The 17,205-nt window shown below is 44.8% G+C and carries 10 protein-coding genes and 2 pseudogenes; all 12 read right to left on the bottom strand.

The window, feature by feature from the left end; translation table 11 throughout:
* Positions 1-23: 23 nt before the first annotated feature.
* Entirely contained in the window at positions 24-953 is a 930-nt protein-coding gene (gene deoC, locus BN93_RS07800) for a deoxyribose-phosphate aldolase (protein ID WP_019187790.1), read from the bottom strand.
* A gap of 6 nt (positions 954-959) precedes the next feature.
* Positions 960-1,331 (bottom strand): nucleotide pyrophosphohydrolase, encoded by a 372-nt coding sequence (locus BN93_RS07795; protein ID WP_044260191.1) that lies wholly within the window; start codon positions 1,329-1,331, stop codon positions 960-962.
* 152 nt (positions 1,332-1,483) lie between these two features.
* Positions 1,484-1,933, bottom strand: a complete 450-nt coding sequence (gene dtd, locus BN93_RS07790; RefSeq protein WP_019187788.1) for a D-aminoacyl-tRNA deacylase — start codon at positions 1,931-1,933, stop codon at positions 1,484-1,486.
* Between the two features lie 492 nt (positions 1,934-2,425).
* Positions 2,426-4,171: an erythromycin esterase family protein gene (locus BN93_RS07785; protein ID WP_019187787.1), complete on the bottom strand. Its 1,746-nt coding sequence runs from the start codon at positions 4,169-4,171 to the stop codon at positions 2,426-2,428.
* A 2,940-nt stretch (positions 4,172-7,111) separates the two neighbouring features.
* A complete protein-coding gene (gene uvrC / locus BN93_RS07780) occupies positions 7,112-8,962 on the bottom strand; it encodes an excinuclease ABC subunit UvrC (RefSeq protein WP_019187785.1) in 1,851 nt (616 codons plus the stop codon).
* 861 nt (positions 8,963-9,823) lie between these two features.
* Positions 9,824-10,354 carry an adenine phosphoribosyltransferase gene (locus BN93_RS07775; RefSeq protein WP_009230526.1) on the bottom strand — a complete coding sequence of 177 codons (531 nt, stop codon included), beginning with the start codon at positions 10,352-10,354 and terminating at the stop codon, positions 9,824-9,826.
* 10 nt (positions 10,355-10,364) lie between these two features.
* A complete protein-coding gene (locus BN93_RS17545) occupies positions 10,365-10,535 on the bottom strand; it encodes a hypothetical protein (RefSeq protein ID WP_157462766.1) in 171 nt (56 codons plus the stop codon).
* A gap of 289 nt (positions 10,536-10,824) precedes the next feature.
* A pseudogene (gene mnmG, locus BN93_RS07770) lies at positions 10,825-12,696 on the bottom strand (tRNA uridine-5-carboxymethylaminomethyl(34) synthesis enzyme MnmG).
* Positions 12,697-13,340: 644 nt separating this feature from the next.
* A complete protein-coding gene (locus BN93_RS07765; RefSeq protein ID WP_232211140.1) occupies positions 13,341-15,407 on the bottom strand; it encodes a M48 family metalloprotease in 2,067 nt (688 codons plus the stop codon).
* A gap of 247 nt (positions 15,408-15,654) precedes the next feature.
* Complete coding sequence (gene ybeY, locus BN93_RS07760; protein WP_009230523.1) at positions 15,655-16,077, bottom strand: rRNA maturation RNase YbeY; 423 nt, start codon at positions 16,075-16,077, stop codon at positions 15,655-15,657.
* 27 nt (positions 16,078-16,104) lie between these two features.
* Positions 16,105-16,560: a pantetheine-phosphate adenylyltransferase gene (gene coaD / locus BN93_RS07755; RefSeq protein WP_019187781.1), complete on the bottom strand. Its 456-nt coding sequence runs from the start codon at positions 16,558-16,560 to the stop codon at positions 16,105-16,107.
* A 520-nt stretch (positions 16,561-17,080) separates the two neighbouring features.
* A pseudogene (locus BN93_RS18600) lies at positions 17,081-17,205 on the bottom strand (IS982 family transposase); the annotation flags it as partial.

The raw sequence follows: 17,205 nt of genomic DNA, 5'->3' as shown, positions 1-17,205 counted from the left end.
CTGTTGTTAGGGAGCGTTCTTTTTTAGAAGAATTTTGTTTCTTCGCCGTTTATTTCGCTTAGCAGTAGGTTGGCCAATCGGCTAGTGCCAAGGCGGAACCACTTGTTGGTTAGCCACTTTTCGCCCAACACTTCTTTCACGATGGTGTAGTAGATGATGGCGTCCATCACGGTGTTGATGCCGCCAGCGGGCTTAAAGCCAATCTGTATGCCTGTTTTTTCGTAATACTCTTTGATGGCCTGACACATCACATAAGCAGCCTCTGGCGTTGCCGAAACCTTCTCTTTGCCCGTAGAAGTCTTGATGTAGTCGGCTCCGGCATACATGGATAGCAGGGATGCTTTCTTGATGTTGGATGCCGTTTTGAGGTCGCCAGTTTCGAGAATAACCTTCATCGGCCTTTCGCCGCAGGCTTGTTTCAGCTCGGCAATGTCGTCGCACAGCTCTTCATAGTTGCCGGAAAGGAACTTACCCACGGGCATAACGATGTCTATCTCGGTTGCGCCGTCGCGTACGGCAAGTGCCGTTTCGGCCACTTTTACCTCGATAACGGCTTGCGAAGAGGGGAAACTACCCGATACGCAGGTTACTTCCACGCCTTCCACTTCAAGCGTTTCGCTGGCCACTTCGGCAAAGCAGGGGTACACACACACGGCCGCCACGTGGGGAAGTTGCGGGTAAGTGTTTTCAAATTGGTTAACGCGGTCTACGAAAGCCATTACGCTGGTGTCTGAATCGGTGGTGCTGAGCGTGGTTAGTTCGATGCTGCCGAAGAGGAATTTCTTTACTTCGGGCGTGTCGTTAGCCAGTGTTTTCTCGGCGATAATGGTTTTAACTGCCTGCTGCACCTGTGCATCGTCTAGCTCGGTGGTGTATTCTTGCAGGGTTTTCTCGTACTTGCTCACCTCTCCTTCGTGGTGATGGTGTTCGTGTTGATGGTTATGTTCGCTCATATTTCCTTATTTTTTTAGTTTTTCGTTGTTGATGTGGCGTGTTTTGTCGCGCCTTGTTTTCTTCTCGATGTTGCGCCTTAGCTCTTCTTCGAGGTTCACTCCTGTTTGGTTGGCCAAGCAAAGCAGCACCCATAACACGTCGGCCATCTCGTCGCCCAGGTTTGGCTCTTCTCCCTGTTTAAAGCTTTGGTCGCCGTAGATACGTGCCATTTGGCGTGCCAGTTCGCCCACTTCTTCGGTAAGAACCGCCATGTTGGTTAGTTCTGAGAAGTAGCGCACGCCGTATTGTTTAACCCATTGGTCCACCAACTGTTGCGCTCCGCCTAGTGTTAGCGGCTCGTTTGTTGGTGTTTTGTCGTTGTCGTTTTGTTGTTGCATGCTGTGGTGAGGTGTTTGCTTGCGGTTTGCAGACTTGTTCTGCCTATTGGCTTTCGCTATTGGTTGGATTAGGCACAAATAGCTTGTTTTTGTTTTAATCTCTGTTTTGAAAGCCACATTTGGCGGCAGTGCACCTTTGTTGTAGGCGCAAACTATTTGTCTTTGCTGTCTATCACGATGGTAACAGGCCCATCGTTTACCAATTCAACCTGCATGTCTGCACCGAAAACGCCTGTGGCAACGGGTTTGCCAAGCGACTCTGAAAGGTGTTTGCAGAACCGTTCGTAAAGGGGAACAGACACATCTGGGCTTGCCGCGTGGATGTAAGAGGGGCGATTGCCCTTCTTGCACGAGGCCATGAGTGTGAATTGACTAACTATGAGAATATCTCCCTCCACGTCTTTAACCGAGAGATTCATAACTCCCTCGCTGTCATCAAAGATGCGCAGGTTTATGGTTTTCTTCACAAGCCAGTCAATATCGTCGTCGGTGTCGGCGTATCCCACGCCCAACAACACCATCATTCCTTTTTCAATGGCGCTTTCTACGCGACCTTCGATGCTTACCGAGGCCCGTGTAACGCGCTGGATTACTATCCGCATTGTTCGTTGTTTTATTGGAGTAGTGCAAAATTAGCCAAAATCGCGCAAACAGCAAAATAATTGGGGTTGCGATTGATATTAGATTGTTTGAGATGGAAGGGCTAAAGAGGGTGGTAAGGGCAACAAATAGACGCGCATAGATAATCATGCCGTGCTTGCACTGCTTGATAGCACCGATGTTACAGACACGATAACTTTGCTTGCTTGCCTGCCCATCACCGCTATCTGTGTTATTGCACTTGTCGGTTACACCTCTTCCCGCTTTGTTTTGTTTTCACGTGAAACGTTTTATCCTTTAACCCAAATAGGGCATCAGTGTCTGTTCTGATTTTGTTTGGTTGTTGAGCATATTTTCTTTCTTATTCTTGAAAGAGTATGGGTTAAGTCAAGAGAATAGGGCAGGCAAGATGCCGGTAACCAAACGAAAGATGAAAAGGAAGTAATGCCAACTACTTAAATATTTGATAAGCGACCTGATGAACCGATTGGGGTTTATTTGTTCAACTTATTTTCTCTAAGCTTCCTTATTTTCTCTTTCGCATTTTCCAAATAACGCCTTACTGTGGCATCTACATAGTTAAGATAGCGGTTAAGTACTTCTTGGCTCTTATCCACGGGTTGCGAACGCGACACGAACAATATGCCATCAACGCGCGCTTTGGGTACAAAATAGAAGAATTGGTAGTTGTCGTTGGTGTTGCCTAACACCCTCATTGTTAGCACATCTGTGTAGTTTAGCCGCTCGGTGGGTAAGTAGGCCATGTTATTACCCATGCTTTGTAAGGCGTATTCTACACTGCCTTCGGTTGCTTTTACTAGTTGCGCAACGCCAATAACCTTGTCGGTCAAGCAGTTAAGTGTCTTTCCTTCGTACGTACAAAGGGCAATGGCCTGATAATCGTCTTTGTATTTGGCCTTGATATGATAGCCCGCCGTGTAGTTGTTAAGGTCTTTCATGTCGCCTGCCACAAGGTAATTCAGGTGCATGAAGTGCCCATATATGGTTGCCAATGCACCCTTACCCGCTAGGATGTCTATCAACGCGAAGGCCGTTTTTGCCATTGTTTTATCCCTATTTGTAAGCCGTTCGTAGGTTTCGCTGCTTTCGTGGTTTAGTTGTAGGCACAACTTCAATATTTCTCGCTCGTCTGCGGTGAGCCATTTACCCACTGCACCGTCTGCTTTCGTCAGTTGTAAGCTGTCCTCTGCGCCCGTTTCCCAGTTCAACAGACGTTTAACTATCGAGTCTGTTTCAGGTGTTTCTCTGTTCGAGCAGAGGGCTTTTACAAACTCGGATAGGTCCACACTACTTGCTATGTCTAAGCTTTCGATGTCTATTCCCCAGAAGGATACGCGGTTGTTGTGCGTGGAATTGTAGGCTCGGAGCCACTTGATGAAGTCGATTGTGTGCTCGGACGACAGACTGCCTTCCATATATCGCTCGATGTCTTTCAGCTTAAATCGGGGGTCGTTCTTGATGTATCGGTTTACATAAAATGAGTATTCCAGGGGATATTCGTGCATAACCAAATTGCAGCCCTGCTTGATGATGCGTTGTTTAATGATGTTGAACGCCATGTGGCCCAACGTTTTGCTGCCATGAACGGTTTCGCCGATGGCCATAATGCGGCTTTGCATGCTGGGTATTTTGCTGAAATCCACTCCATTTAGTGTTATCACATCGCTTTTTTTCAGAATTGTATTGTCGCTTTTGGGTGCTGTTTCGTTTTTTAATTGTGCTCCGTTGGCCTCCAATTTAAAGGCACTAACCCGTATGTTGTTAAATGCAAGTTCGCTGCCAATGGCCTCTATGAAAACGTTAAGCAAGTAGGCATCTTTTATTTTTACCTTTTGGCTAACCTCTTTCCACTCTTCTGTCAATGGTAGTTCTATGGTATCACTCCTCAAAAATTGTTCGCCTGCGCCGATGGTGTTAAGGGTTATGTAAGCCCTTTCGCAGTTAAGGGTTTTATATCTGATGCTCACGGTTACTTCTGCACCTTTTTTATTCAGCTGATATACAGGTAATAGCGTTCCTATTTTACCTTTTTCTTCATCCTTCACAGCGAATACTACGGACGTATCATTTTCAGTTGAGTCTATCACTACATTCACAAAATTGTCTGTTGGGTGCATGTTCCACCTGTACCCGAATGTCTTTTCTCTGGCACTTGCATTTTCAATGCCGATTAATAGACAGGCGGTTGCGATGAGTATGGCGTATAGTTTTGTTTTCATAAGCCTACAACTGTGTTATTGATGTTATGTTTTTGCTTTGTATGTTGACAACTCTCTCTTTGTGGGGCTATATTTCTGCATTCTCTTTCTCGCGACGTATGATAGGCCTTGACGCTTTGCCTTATCGCGCTTGCTGGGATGTTTACATAATACACCTTAAACTACTAACGTAAGTATGTTGTATCTATTGTTTTATTTTGCCTTTTTTATTATGCTTTGTTTGTTTTTGTTCATCTTTTTCCTTTCTTACCCTTTGCCTTTACACCCACATCGTTTCTTGTTTGGTTTTCACTTCATTTCAACCCAAATTGGTCGTCGGTCTTTCAATTTGGCTGATAATCTCAGGATGTGTTTATTTCGTCATTTGTCTATTGTCTTAGCAAGTTGTGGTATGTTTATTTCCACCAGTGTTCTCTGTATCGAACATAGTGCCGTCATTGGTTTAGCAAGTTGTGACATGTGCATTTCCACCATTTGCTTTTGTTCCTTTTATGTAGTTCATTGGCTCTTACTCTTTTCTGTCCGTATATTATTGTTAAATCTGTTGTTTATATTTTACAAAACATGTCTTGCACGCTACTCATTCTAGCAGATTTTAATGCTTAAAAACTGCCAATTTGAGGCTATTTATAGCTCTTAAGCTCTTCATTTAATCTAAATTTTGGCGATGTTGCCTGCGTTTTGCACCATTTTGCCTTTCTATTTTGCCGTTTGTTCGTGCTTTTTTAAGCTCGGTTATCTGCTTTTAGTGGCCCAAATGATGCTTTTCTCAGTATTTTTTCCCCATGTAGAACCTGCATTTCCTATCTTTTAGGCCGTTTATAGCCAGTCAAACTCCTCCTTAGTGTGGTTATGTTTTTGCATTTAGGTGCATAACTATGCGTGTTTCGATGGTACTTTTATTGCTATTAGTACCAAATTACGTTGCGTTTTGGTGCTAATTGCGTTGTATTTTGGTGCAAAACGCAGTGCGTTTTGGTGCTAATTGCAGTGCGTTTTGGTACTAATTGTGATGTAATTTGGTGCTAATTGCTGTGTTTTTAGCGCGGAATAGTACTCCATTTCGTTCGAATAGCATTTTTATGCGGAATTGGGACAACTTATATTCGTTTGTACATGTTGCCCCTTTTGTACAAAAACAAACGTTCGTGAGAATCGATTATTTGCGACCGAGTATGGATTTGTTCGCAAATATGGCACTCATAATGTTAAAACATTGTCTTAAAAGTTGACAACGGCAGTATTAGTTTTCCATCACTTTTGTTGAAAAGCAAGTTTATTGGGTTGCCGCTTGCAATGTGTAGGTACGCTAAACTAGTTTATGTGTCGATTATCCTAATAATGCTTTGTAGGTAATAGAAATATGCACCAATTAAGCTGCTGGATATAGTTCTATAAAGTTGCTAGATATGTTCTATAAAGCTGCTAGATATAGTTCTACAAAACTACCAGATAAGTTCTACAAAACAGCTAGAAGTAGTCTACAAAGTTACTGGTTGTGGCTCTACCAAGCCGCTAGATTTTGTTCTGCAAAGCGACTTGATGTGCTACTACAAAGTTACTAGTTGTGGTTCTATAAATCACCAAAGTTGCTCCATTGCATATGTTATACGCGCTGCATAATCCTGCTGACCATGTTATATTGTTCTGCAAACTTGCTTTGTTTTTGCAACATCAAATGAAGTTTTAAGCAGTCACTTCCAAGAGTTTTATCACTTATTGCTCCCATATTAAAAATTCCTCACCACCATACATTCACCCACAAAGCTGCCATTCGTTTTCTTTCGAGCCTTCATCAACTTCTGTATTTTGCTTTTGTCGATTTTTGAAGGTGGTACTGCTTTTTATTGTTCTCCGATTTTTTTATCAGTGGAGTAGGGGGGTGTGATTTTGAACCCCGATTATCGGATTTTGTTTTTGCCCTTTTTGCCCTTTTCCCTTTTGGGGGATGACTTGCAAATTTCCTCTTCCATTTTTTGTTGTCTTCCCTTTCACGGCAACCTTTCGTTGTTCTAGTTTATTTTGATACTTCATTCATTTTGTTTGCTTATGATTTTTCTCAGTTCGAATTTTTGAAGGCCTAGTCTTTCATCTTTTGTTATACATAAATTCACACATTAGATAATTTGCTTAACGTCCATTAACTCGGAGAATCGATTTTTTACGACCATCTGCCCGTTTGCTCGCAAATTTCGCCGTATTTTGCTAGTTTATAACCTTTTGAAGACCAGGTAAATACGTTTTAGTAGACATTTTGTGATTTTCATTTAATCCTCAATTGGTGTACTTTTGCCAAGCTTTTGCAGCAAAAAATGGTGTTTTCACCTTCCATTTTTTGCTTGGTGTTTCCCTAAAAAATGAGACTTCTTCTTTCGGATTGCATGCGATGGGATAACCCAACCTTTACTTTTGTTTATGTTGTAGTTATATTAACGATAATAAACGTTCGTTTGCTAAGTATTTTTTCTATGCCCTGCAAACTTATTTTGTTGTCTCTCGGTGCGTGTTTCTTGTCTTTTCATAAGTTTATCTTTGTGCTTTTGTCGCTACAACTAGTTGATAATCATCGTATTAAGTTTAATATACCATTCAACTTCCTTTTAAGTAACTGTATGAGAAGCTGCTTGTTAAAGACTTATTTGTATCTGTTGGTTATACTTAACCCTTTGATAATTAGGTTGTTACATGTTTCCCCTATTCTATTTGTGTATTCCTTATACGTGGTACAAGGTTTAAACAGCTCTCGTAGTTGCGTACGTTTGATGCTAACTTGCTTGGGGGTCTTGGCTTGGGCATATGAAGGTACAGATACTTTTTTGTTTCTCCTTCAATCGAACATGGGAAAGCAAATGGACATGGGTTCAGGTTGCTGAAAGGGTTAGTGACGAACTGATCCAGCAGCAAACGCAAATACTCAACAACAGCTTTTTGATTGTAGACTTATGTCTTCTCGTTTGGGGTTTCGTTGTGCCAATAATTGAATACAATTTGTGCCTTGGCATTGCCAATATGCTTGGCAAGAACGTCGAGCGTTGCCTCTTTTATATGCTTAACCGACTTCAATTCTTTCAACAGGGTGGCCTTTGTTTTTGGGCCAATACCTTTTATATCGTCTAGTTCGGAGTGCAAGGCGTGCTTGCTTCGCTTGTCTCTGTGAAAGCTAATGGCGTAACGGTGCACCTCGTCTTGTATGCGTGTGAGCACATGGAAAAGCTCACTTTTCACGTCCAAACCCACTACTTGTGGTGGCCATCCATAGAGCAGTTCGTTGGTTCTGTGCCTATCGTCTTTGGCCAAACCTGCAATGGGGATGTCTAGATGCAGTTCTTCAACCACCACTTCGCGCACAACGCTCATCTGTCCCTTACCTCCGTCTGTGATGATAAGGTCGGGTAGGGGAGTTCCTTCTTCTATCATACGTGCATATCTTCGCCTTACAACCTCTTTCATTGAGGCGTAATCGTCGGGTCCTTCCACGGTTTTGATGTTGTATTTGCGGTAATCCTTCTTGCTAGGTTTCATCGATTTGAACACCACACAGCCTGCAACAGCGTCTGTTCCTGATATATTTGAGTTGTCGAAACACTCTATTTGGTATGGCAAACGTGGCATTTGTAGCTTGGTTTGCAGCTCTTTCATCAGTCTAACAGCCTTTTGTTCGGGGTTCAGTTTCTCGTTTTGTTTCAGTCTGTCGAACTTGTATTGCTTGCCATTCATTTCAGAAAGTTCAAGCAAACGGCGTTTGTCGCCCCTTTGTGGCACAACAAAAACGGCCTCGCGCATGGTCCATTCCATCTCGAAAGGTACGATAATCTCTTTGGCTTTGCTGCCAAAACGCTCGCGAATTTCAGGAATGGCAGATGCTAGGATGTCTTGGTTGCTCTCGTCTAGCTTTCTTTTATACTCGAAAGTAAAGCTTTGGTTCACCGTTCCGTTCTTTACGTGCAGGTAATTGATAAAGGCCGTGCGGTTAAATTCGTCGTCTGTGATGCTGAAAACGTCCACATCGGCGATGCTAAAACTAACAACTTCGCTCTTTGCGCAATAGTTGTCAAGCAGAATATACCGCTTTTTAAGTGCCTCTGCCTCTTCAAATTTCAGCTCTTCTGCCTTTTTTAGCATCTTCTCGTACAGCATTTTTCGTACTTCGCGCGTGTTTCCTTTCAATATTTCTCGTGCTTGGCGGATGTTTTCTTGATACTCTTCCCACGATTGTTTGCCTACGCAAGGTGCGTCGCAGTTGTGTATATGATACTCTAAGCATGCTTTATACTTGCCCATTTCTATGCCTTCGCGCGTAATAGGGAAGTGGCAAGTGCGCGGTTTGTATAACTTTCCAATCAGTTCTAGCAGAGCCACCATTGTGGGAACGTGGCTATAAGGCCCGTAATAGGTACCTAGCCGCTTGTTAATTGTACGTGTTTTGAAGATGCGCGGATACAATTCGTTGGTTATGCAGATACTTGGATAGGTCTTTCCGTCTTTTAGTAGAACGTTGTAACGAGGATTATACTTCTTAATAAGGCTATTTTCTAGCAGCAGAGCATCCTCTTCTGTGCTGACAACAGTATACGAAATATCGAAGATTTTGCTTACCAAAACCTTCGTTTTAAATCTATCTACTTCCTTATGAAAGTAAGAAGACACCCTGCTTTTTAAGTTCTTGGCCTTGCCCACATATATAATAATGTCTTGTTCGTCGTAGAACTGATAGCTGCCTGGTTTTTCTGGCAGACTCAGAACTATGCCTTTCAAATGCGCCAAGCGTCTTTCGTTTTCTTCTTTTGTCATCGTTCGAAATCCCTTTGTACACCAGTGTTTGCGCGTTTTGCTGTTTCACGTGAAACATAAGCGTTAGTGTTCGTTTCTTTTATGTCGTACCGCTGCTTTCCTTTTATGCCGTACCCTTGCTTCCTTTTATGTTATACTCCTGTTTCCCTTTTGCCGTACTGCTTTCCTCTCTTAGGTTGAGCCAGAGTTGTGTGGGTTGTTGCCTCCAATTCTGAACCGCGCGTAATGTATTGCTTGCGTATCACAAAGATAGGGTAGGGAGGTAGAGACGTCGTTGATGGTTATGCGACCTCCTATTTCGAATGTATCAGCTTGCCATAAGCACCCCTTTGTCTGCCCTCCTGCATGTTCTTATCCCCCTTTGTCTTATTTGAAAGGCTTGCTGCTGGTGCAGACATTCTTTCTTTTCACCGCGTGTTATGACCCACTCTTTGTGCTTTAACCTTCTTCTTTCTCTTCCAGTACCCTGCTTTGTTTCGCTCCTGCCCCTTGTTTTGTTTCGATCCAATCCCTTGTTTCCTTTCGCTCCTATGCACTTTCTCTTATTCCCTTGCGGTCTTAGCCTGACCCTTTGTCTGCAATTAGAGGTGCTTATATAAAGTGTTTTTGATGCAGGGTGGCTACCTTTCGTCGTTTTGTTCGCGGTTTAATACCTTGCGTCTCGTCCTTTGCTTACATTCTTTCGCCTACCCTCAACTGCGCACCAGGCTCCAATTAAAAGCCAAAACGAGAATACCTTATTATCTTTCTCCAACGCCTAATGTGGCGTTTGGCAAGTTTAAGGTGTTCTCGTTGCTCGTGTTAAGGTAGCTCTGGCATGGTGAAATGCCGTTTAGAGCAGTTTATTTTGCTTGTGCGGCCTTATACTTGTATGAGTGTTGAAATCTCTATGTCTTTATCAAACGCGGCTCTACCGTTGAGATCTTCGTTTACAAGCTCGATAATGAAGTTGGCGTAAATCTTCTTGGGGTTGAACTTCTTCACCAAATCGCATGCAGCCTTCATCGTTCCACCTGTTGCAAGCAAGTCGTCGTGGAGCAGAACTACATCATCTTCGCTTATCGAGTCTTTGTGTATCTCGATAGTATCGGTGCCATACTCCTTGTTATAACTTTCTTGTACGGTCTCACAAGGCAGTTTTCCAGGCTTTCTGCAAAGCACAATGCCAGCTCCTAGCCTGATGGCTACGGCTGACGACATGACGAAACCGCGCGATTCTATGCCTACAATCTTCGTGATTCCTTTGTCTTTGTAAATCTCGCACATTTCGTCCGTGATTACTTTAATACATTCGGGGTTCTTAAACAGCGTTGTTACATCGCGAAAGTTCACCCCTTTCTTCGGCCAATCTGGTATACAACGCAGATTGTCCATCAACAGTTTGTTATTCATTTACAGTAAGTTATGTTTCTATTCTTATATTAATTGTTTCACGTGGAACACGCATTGGTTCTAGCAATACTTCATGCGGCCACGCTTTTAAAATCTCTTTCAATCCTCTTTTTATACCAAACGTGGGACACTGCTTTATATAAGACCTCGCATTGGCTTTTTGTTTTGTTTCTTGTTTCATCGCCCTTTGCGCGCTGCTATATATAAGGTGTGCGCTTTGGCGATTGCTTTCGTGCTGCTTTTGTTTATCCTTCGAAGGTGCAGACGAACTAGGGTGGGGGATTATAGCAAATCTATGTGCCTCTTTCGTTCTGTTGTTCAAGAACGTTTATGCCTTGTACTCTTCCACCCTTCGTTTCTATATTGGCGATTTAAAAGTACATTACAGCATTTCTTATCGTCGCACTTGGCCGCAGACCTCGAATTTGTTTTTGCCTTACGGCACACGAAACTCATCCAAAAGAAGTGCTTTATCTGTTCATCAGCACGAGCAATACATTAATATCGCTTGGCGAAACACCTGGTATTCGTGAGGCCTGTGCCAACGTTTCAGGGTTGATGCGAGTCAACTTTTGTCGTCCTTCCGTGGAAATCTCGTGTAATTCTTCGTATTTGAAGTGCCCCTTAATGCGGATGTTCTCTAAGCGGCGCATCTTGTCTGCCACGATTTTCTCGCGTTCGATGTAGCCTTTATACTTCATCTTTATTTCTGCGGCCTCTACAATCTCCTCCTGTCTGTTGGGTGCTTGTGCAATGGCTGCCTTTAATTGAGGTACTGCATCGGCAAGCACCAGCAGGTTTAGCTGTGGTCTAGCGATAAGGTCGGCTAGTTTAGCACTTCCGTTTAAGGGTGTTGTTCCCCAGCGTTCCAGTGCCGCATTGATGTCGTTAGCCTTCACCGAGGTTGTTTCGCAAAAGCTAATTATGCGTTCGATGCTTTCTTTTTTCTCCATCCAATGGTCGTAACGCTGCCTTGTAGCCAGTCCAATTTGGTATGCCCGTTCGGTTAATCTCGCGTCGGCGTCGTCTTGACGGAGTAGTATTCGGTATTCTGCGCGCGAGGTAAACATGCGATAAGGCTCATCGACACCCTTCGTTGTAAGGTCGTCTATCAATACGCCAATGTAGCTTTCGTCCCGTTTCATCACGAAAGGCTCACCCCCACTGCAAGCAATTGCGGCGTTAATTCCTGCCACAAGACCTTGCCCCGCAGCCTCCTCGTAACCCGTTGTCCCATTAACTTGCCCCGCAAGGAATAGGCCCTTTACTACTTTCGATTCGAGGGAAGCGTGTAGTAGCGTGGGGTCGAAGTAATCGTATTCTATGGCATACCCCGGCCTGTAAGCCTTGGCATCGCGTAGAGCTGGTATCTTTCGCAGGGCGTTTAGCTGCACATCAAGGGGCATGCTCGACGAAAAGCCGTTGAGATACATCTCTGCTGTGTTCTCACCTTCGGGTTCAAGGAAGAGCGGATGCTGCTCCTTATCGGGGAAGGTAACGAGCTTTGTCTCAATACTCGGACAATAACGCGGCCCTGTGCTTTGTATTTGTCCGTTGAAAAGGGGCGAATCTGCAATGCCTTCTTGCAATGCTTGGTGCGCCTCTTGCGTGGTATAGAAAGTCCAGCAGGGCAACTGCGTTAGTGTTCTGAGCGTGGGCATGTAGCTGAATTGGTGGAAATCAATCTCTCCGTCTTGCCTTTCCATCTCTTCAAAGTGCACCGTGCGCGCATCAATTCTTACAGGCGTGCCCGTCTTCATTCGGTCAACGGTGATGCCATGACGTGCGATGCTTTCGCTGAATCTGTAAACAGCTGGTTCTGCACATCGTCCGCCAGGTATCTGCACTTTGCCAACGTGCATCAGTCCGTTAAGGAATGTCCCAGCCGTTACCACAATGCTCTTGGCTCGAAACTCCGCACCCCAGAGCGTTCGCACGCCAACGGCAGTGCCATTCTCTACAAGCAACTCGTCGGCTTGGTCTTGCCAAATGTCCAACCCTTCGGTAGAATCGAGCGTTTCGCGCCATTTTGTGATGAATTTAGCCCTGTCGCATTGCGCTCACGGACTCCAAACGGCCGGCCCTTTGCCTTTATTGAGCATGCGGAACTGTATAGACGTAGAGTCGGTAATAATTCCCATTTCACCGCCCAGCGCGTCAACTTCGCGCACAATCTGCCCTTTGGCGATGCCACCCACGGCCGGGTTGCAGCTCATTTGCGCTATTTTGTTCATGTCCATTGTGATAAGGCAGGTCTTGGCACCAAGTTTTGCCGCAGCGCGAGCAGCTTCGCAGCCCGCATGACCGCCTCCAATGACGAGGACATCGTATCTGAATATCATATTGTTATTTGCTGTATGTACTTGATTTTATGAATTTACGGAGTGTTGCATGGCGATTGATGGAGGGTGATAGCATGCTAGTTATACCCGTTTCAACGCGTATTATAGCCAGTTGTTGCCTAGTTATCCAGCCGTTTTGTTATCTATCAATTTAGTTCCGCAAGAACCAACGTACTAGTTAGGCCTTACTCGTTGTCTATCTAGCTAGTTACAGCCTTGTCAGCCTGACGGCTATCCCTAGCCTATTTAGCCTTATCTAAATCGCCTTTTGTAGCTTGCACATGTCGATTTGTACGTGCATGCACAAACAAGAGGTCATAGTATGGCCTCTTTCTATCGTTATATATATGGTGCTCGCAATATTCTTTTGCGATGCTTAATGTTCTTAAAATCAAATACTTGTGGCGTTGTTGGCTGTGAATTAACAGCCCGTGAGAGCCACAAAGGACTTACAAAGTTAGGGTATAGAAACCATATATGCAAATTAACAGCGACAAAAAAGGATGGCCGGAGCCATCCTTCTACCTCAGTAGTGCATTTTATGGTATGGCGTACAGCAAAGTTGCGCCAAAGATTATAATATGTTTAGGAATAAGGTGTCAGCGAAAGAAAGGAAAAGGTGGTAACGTTCTCCCCCCCCCTGTCTACTGCGCCAATTCCAGTTCCTCTTCTGCTTGTGCAATTCTCCCAATGGCGAGTTTAAGCTCCGCATACTGCTGTTGCAGCAGTTCTAGGAAGGGCGAGAGCAGCGACAAACACGTGTTAATTTCCTTCATTTGCGCGTCGCTATCGAGCCCTTTACTAGGTGCAGCAGCTTGTACCGACAGCCTGTATAGGCCTGCACAAGTATCGTCTGCATGCAATTCTTCGCTTAACATACGCAGCGTTGAAGGCATCATGTCGTGCAATTCTGCCAGTAGACGTTCGTATTCTTGCAAGAGCATGGCCTCGTCCTTGTCTTCCTTATTACTGCTGTTCCATTCTTCCACCATCTTTTCGGCCGGCTTAATGATAGCCTGCTGATAGGCCTCAATGCGTTTGTTGAGCGCAAAAAGGCGTTCGTATAGCCCTTGAACCTCCGTTCCGTGGCTGCCATTACGCAAGTACGTGTAAATCTCTCGATACACATTTTTTACCTTCGGCAGCATCCGTTCCATATAATGGCTGTGTTCAATGGTTGGCAAATCGTTTGGCGCATAGCTTTTCCCCTTATAGTAAGCGGCGCTAACCTCGCGGTTGCCGTTAATGATTTCAATCATTTGTTCGGCATCTTCGTAGGCTCGGATGTAGGCCGTTACGATGTTCCTGTTACGTTTGGTAAAGGGATAAGTAACCGTTTCGGCCGGCTTTTCCTCCATTGGATTGAACAAATCGATACATCCGCATTCCACAAAGAAACGGCGGAAACGCATGTCAAGCAGCTCGGTTACGAGTTCTTTTTCCAACCATTGGCGCAATTCTTCGCCAGTTAGCATTTGTGGCATGCCCGATTTTGCCGACTTATCGAACCTCAGCAGCTCGCCCACACTTTGTCGGAGGTCGGCGGGAAGAATGCTCCATGCCGAAACCAGCGGTTCATTGCATTGTGTAGGGATGTTGGGTAAGTGCTGAATGCGGTCTTTATCCGACGGGTGCGAGTTCCACAGGTCATCACAAGAAAATCTCGCCGTGGGTTCATCGTTGGTCTTTACCTCCGCTTGCAGCAACGCTGTTGCCTCGATAGTCTTGCCTTCTTCGCGCGATTTAATTTGTGCGAGCAGCTCCAAAACCTCGAATGGATCGGCCTTTTTCGACGTTTCTGCCAGTCGAACCAAGGCAACATGCGTGTTAGAACTGCATTGCATCAGCACCGTAGTTTTGTAGAACGACGATGCCATCACGGCCTTTCCCACCACCTTGCATGCTATGCTGTCGGCATCGTATTCCATCTGTCGCGACAATTCGCGATAAGCGATGTTCACATACCTATATAAGCATTGCAGCAGAAGACGTACCCTAACAGTGAAGAAACGAGTAAGCAGGCCGAAGATAGAGAAGGGGCTCCAGCCGAAATGGCTCCAGCGGTCTACCCATCTGTCCCAAGCATCTTCGCCATACACGAGGTTTCCCATCACGATGTTGGCGGTATAAACCACCGAGCTAATCTTCATGCTATCTTGCGAGAAATGTCCGAACTCGTGAGCAAGAATGCCTTTAATCTCCTCTGTGCTTGTTGTGGCGAACAGTCCTACGCCCAAAACAAGGTTTTTCCGAACGGGAAAGAACATCGACCAGAAAGTGGTGTTGAAGTAAACACAAGCATTAATTTCGGTAGAGAGGAACACTTTGTGGGGCATCGGGCACTTTGTAGCCCTGGCCACATGGCGTATAAGTTCGAACAGTTGTGGGCAATCACTCTCTTTTACCTGTATTCTGCCCTCTTCTTCCACATTAAGTCGGGTAAAGATAAACTTCACCAGGAAGAGTCCGAACATCAAGCAGAGAGCTATAACGCCAAGGTAGGCGCCCAGAAGTATCAGCATGACAAATCCGCTGTTGGTGCCATCGAAGGCACGTTGCAGCATATCTATTCCCCAAAACGTTGCCCATTTGTAGCCAATGTAGAGCAGAGTGAGGCCAAAGGCAACCAGAGAGAGGTAGACAAGCACGAAAAGGGCTATTCGGTAGAGTACCGTTTTTCCCAATGCTCTTATTGCATTGTTTTCTCTCATGCGTTTAATCATTAAATGGTTTAGGCGTGTTTCGTGTAACACGTAGTTTAGATAAATTTCCTTGTGGCGCTTTCAAGGAAACACATTTGCGCCAAAGCGCAGGGGGCGGAGCGGTTTAAAAGGATTAGTTACGTTTAGTTCTGTTCCGCCTTATGTCGCTTTTTCTTGCGCATACATGCGCAATCTGTGGTTACGGGATTGTTTTCCCGCTGGGGTTTCCCCCATTTCATCGGCGTTTTTTTAGGTATCAGAAAGCGCCATTTCTCATTTCCAAGGCTTTGTTTTCGGCCTTTTCCATGATTTCCCTTTCCCCCGGACCCTTGTCGTTGAGTCCGCATAGGTGAAGTATCCCGTGTATGATAACGCGGTAGAGTTCATCTTCGAACGCCTTGTCGAACAGTTCAGCGTTTGTTCTAACGGTGTCGAGAGAGATAACGATGTCGCCGTTAACGACGTCGTCTTCGTCATAGTCGAAGGTGATAACGTCCGTGTAGTAATCGTGTCCCAGGTATTCATTGTTTATTTCCAGGATTTTCTCGTCGTTCACGAACATATATCCCACTTCTCCGACTTTCTTTCCATAGGATTGTGCCACAGCCTTTATCCATGCCGTGGTGTCTTTCCTTTTAATTTTCGGCATTTTCACGCCGTCTGCATTGTATGTAATCATAAGTTGTTTTCTGTTTCGGGGCTCAGCTCACTTCTTGTTCTTGCGCTTAGGCAAGAACATCTCGGCATTCTTGCCGAAGTGTATCAGCTCCCTCACGAGCGACGAACTAACGCTTGCGTGCTGCGGTTCGGCAAACACCAAAAGTGTTTCTATGCCTCCCATCATGCGGTTGATGTCGGCTTGTTCGCGTTCGTACTCGAAGTCTTTCACACTTCTCACGCCCTTAACGAAGAACCATGCGCCCTCTCTGTGGGCGAAATCTACCGCCAAATCGTTGAACGCGCGCACCTCTACCTTGGGGTTGTCTGCATAAAGTTCGGCAATCTCCTTCACCCTAACCTCGGCACTGTACATGTATTTCTTGCGTTCGTTTACGCCAACGCCGATCACAATCTTATCGAACAGCGGCAGCACACGCGCCACTATTGATTGGTGCCCAATGGTAAATGGGTCGAAACTTCCTGTGAATAGACCTGTTTTCATGCGCAATTCAAGTGGCAGTTACATTTTTGTTTGTTGTTTGCCCCACGCTGCTGTTCAAGACAACGATGGGAGCGTACTCGAAAACGCGCTTTTGTTGGTCGACACGTTGACGAGTTTAACGGCTAAACCAAGTTCTGGTAGTAACCTACTAACTGCAAAAATATACTATTTCCCACTGAAAACCAAATTTTTAGGGCGTTTTTATTGTAATCATTTTAGAACATTTATTGTTCTTTATTCCTTTATTTTTATTTCCTTATCATGCTGCTTTTGACCTTCACCAGTTTATTTTTACCATTCCATCGTTTATTTTTCGTCTTGCTTGCGCAAAGTTGTTTTGGCTGGTTTGTTGCTTATTTTCATGTTGAAAAACATGTTCTGAAGGTCTGTTTTTGCTGCATGTCGGGTATAATTTGGCCGTATTTTGTGTAGGTAAGGCTTTAAGTGAGTGGTTTAAGTGGGTGGTTATTGTGTTTAGTAAACCTTTTAGTTTTTACGCCAGTTCGGGATAAGGATTTGCCTAGAATAGTTCCAATTGCCTACTCTTTTCAATACGCACTGGCAGTGCCTCGGGCTTATTCTCGAAGAAGCAGTATGCAGCCAATGCCGCACAGAGATTCATAAGGAAGTTATGTACGGAGCGAT

The sequence above is a fragment of the Prevotella conceptionensis 9403948 genome, assembly GCF_000312305.1.
Taxonomy (GTDB): Bacteria; Bacteroidota; Bacteroidia; order Bacteroidales; family Bacteroidaceae; genus Prevotella; species Prevotella conceptionensis.
This window is presented reverse-complemented; position numbering and strand designations above follow the sequence as displayed.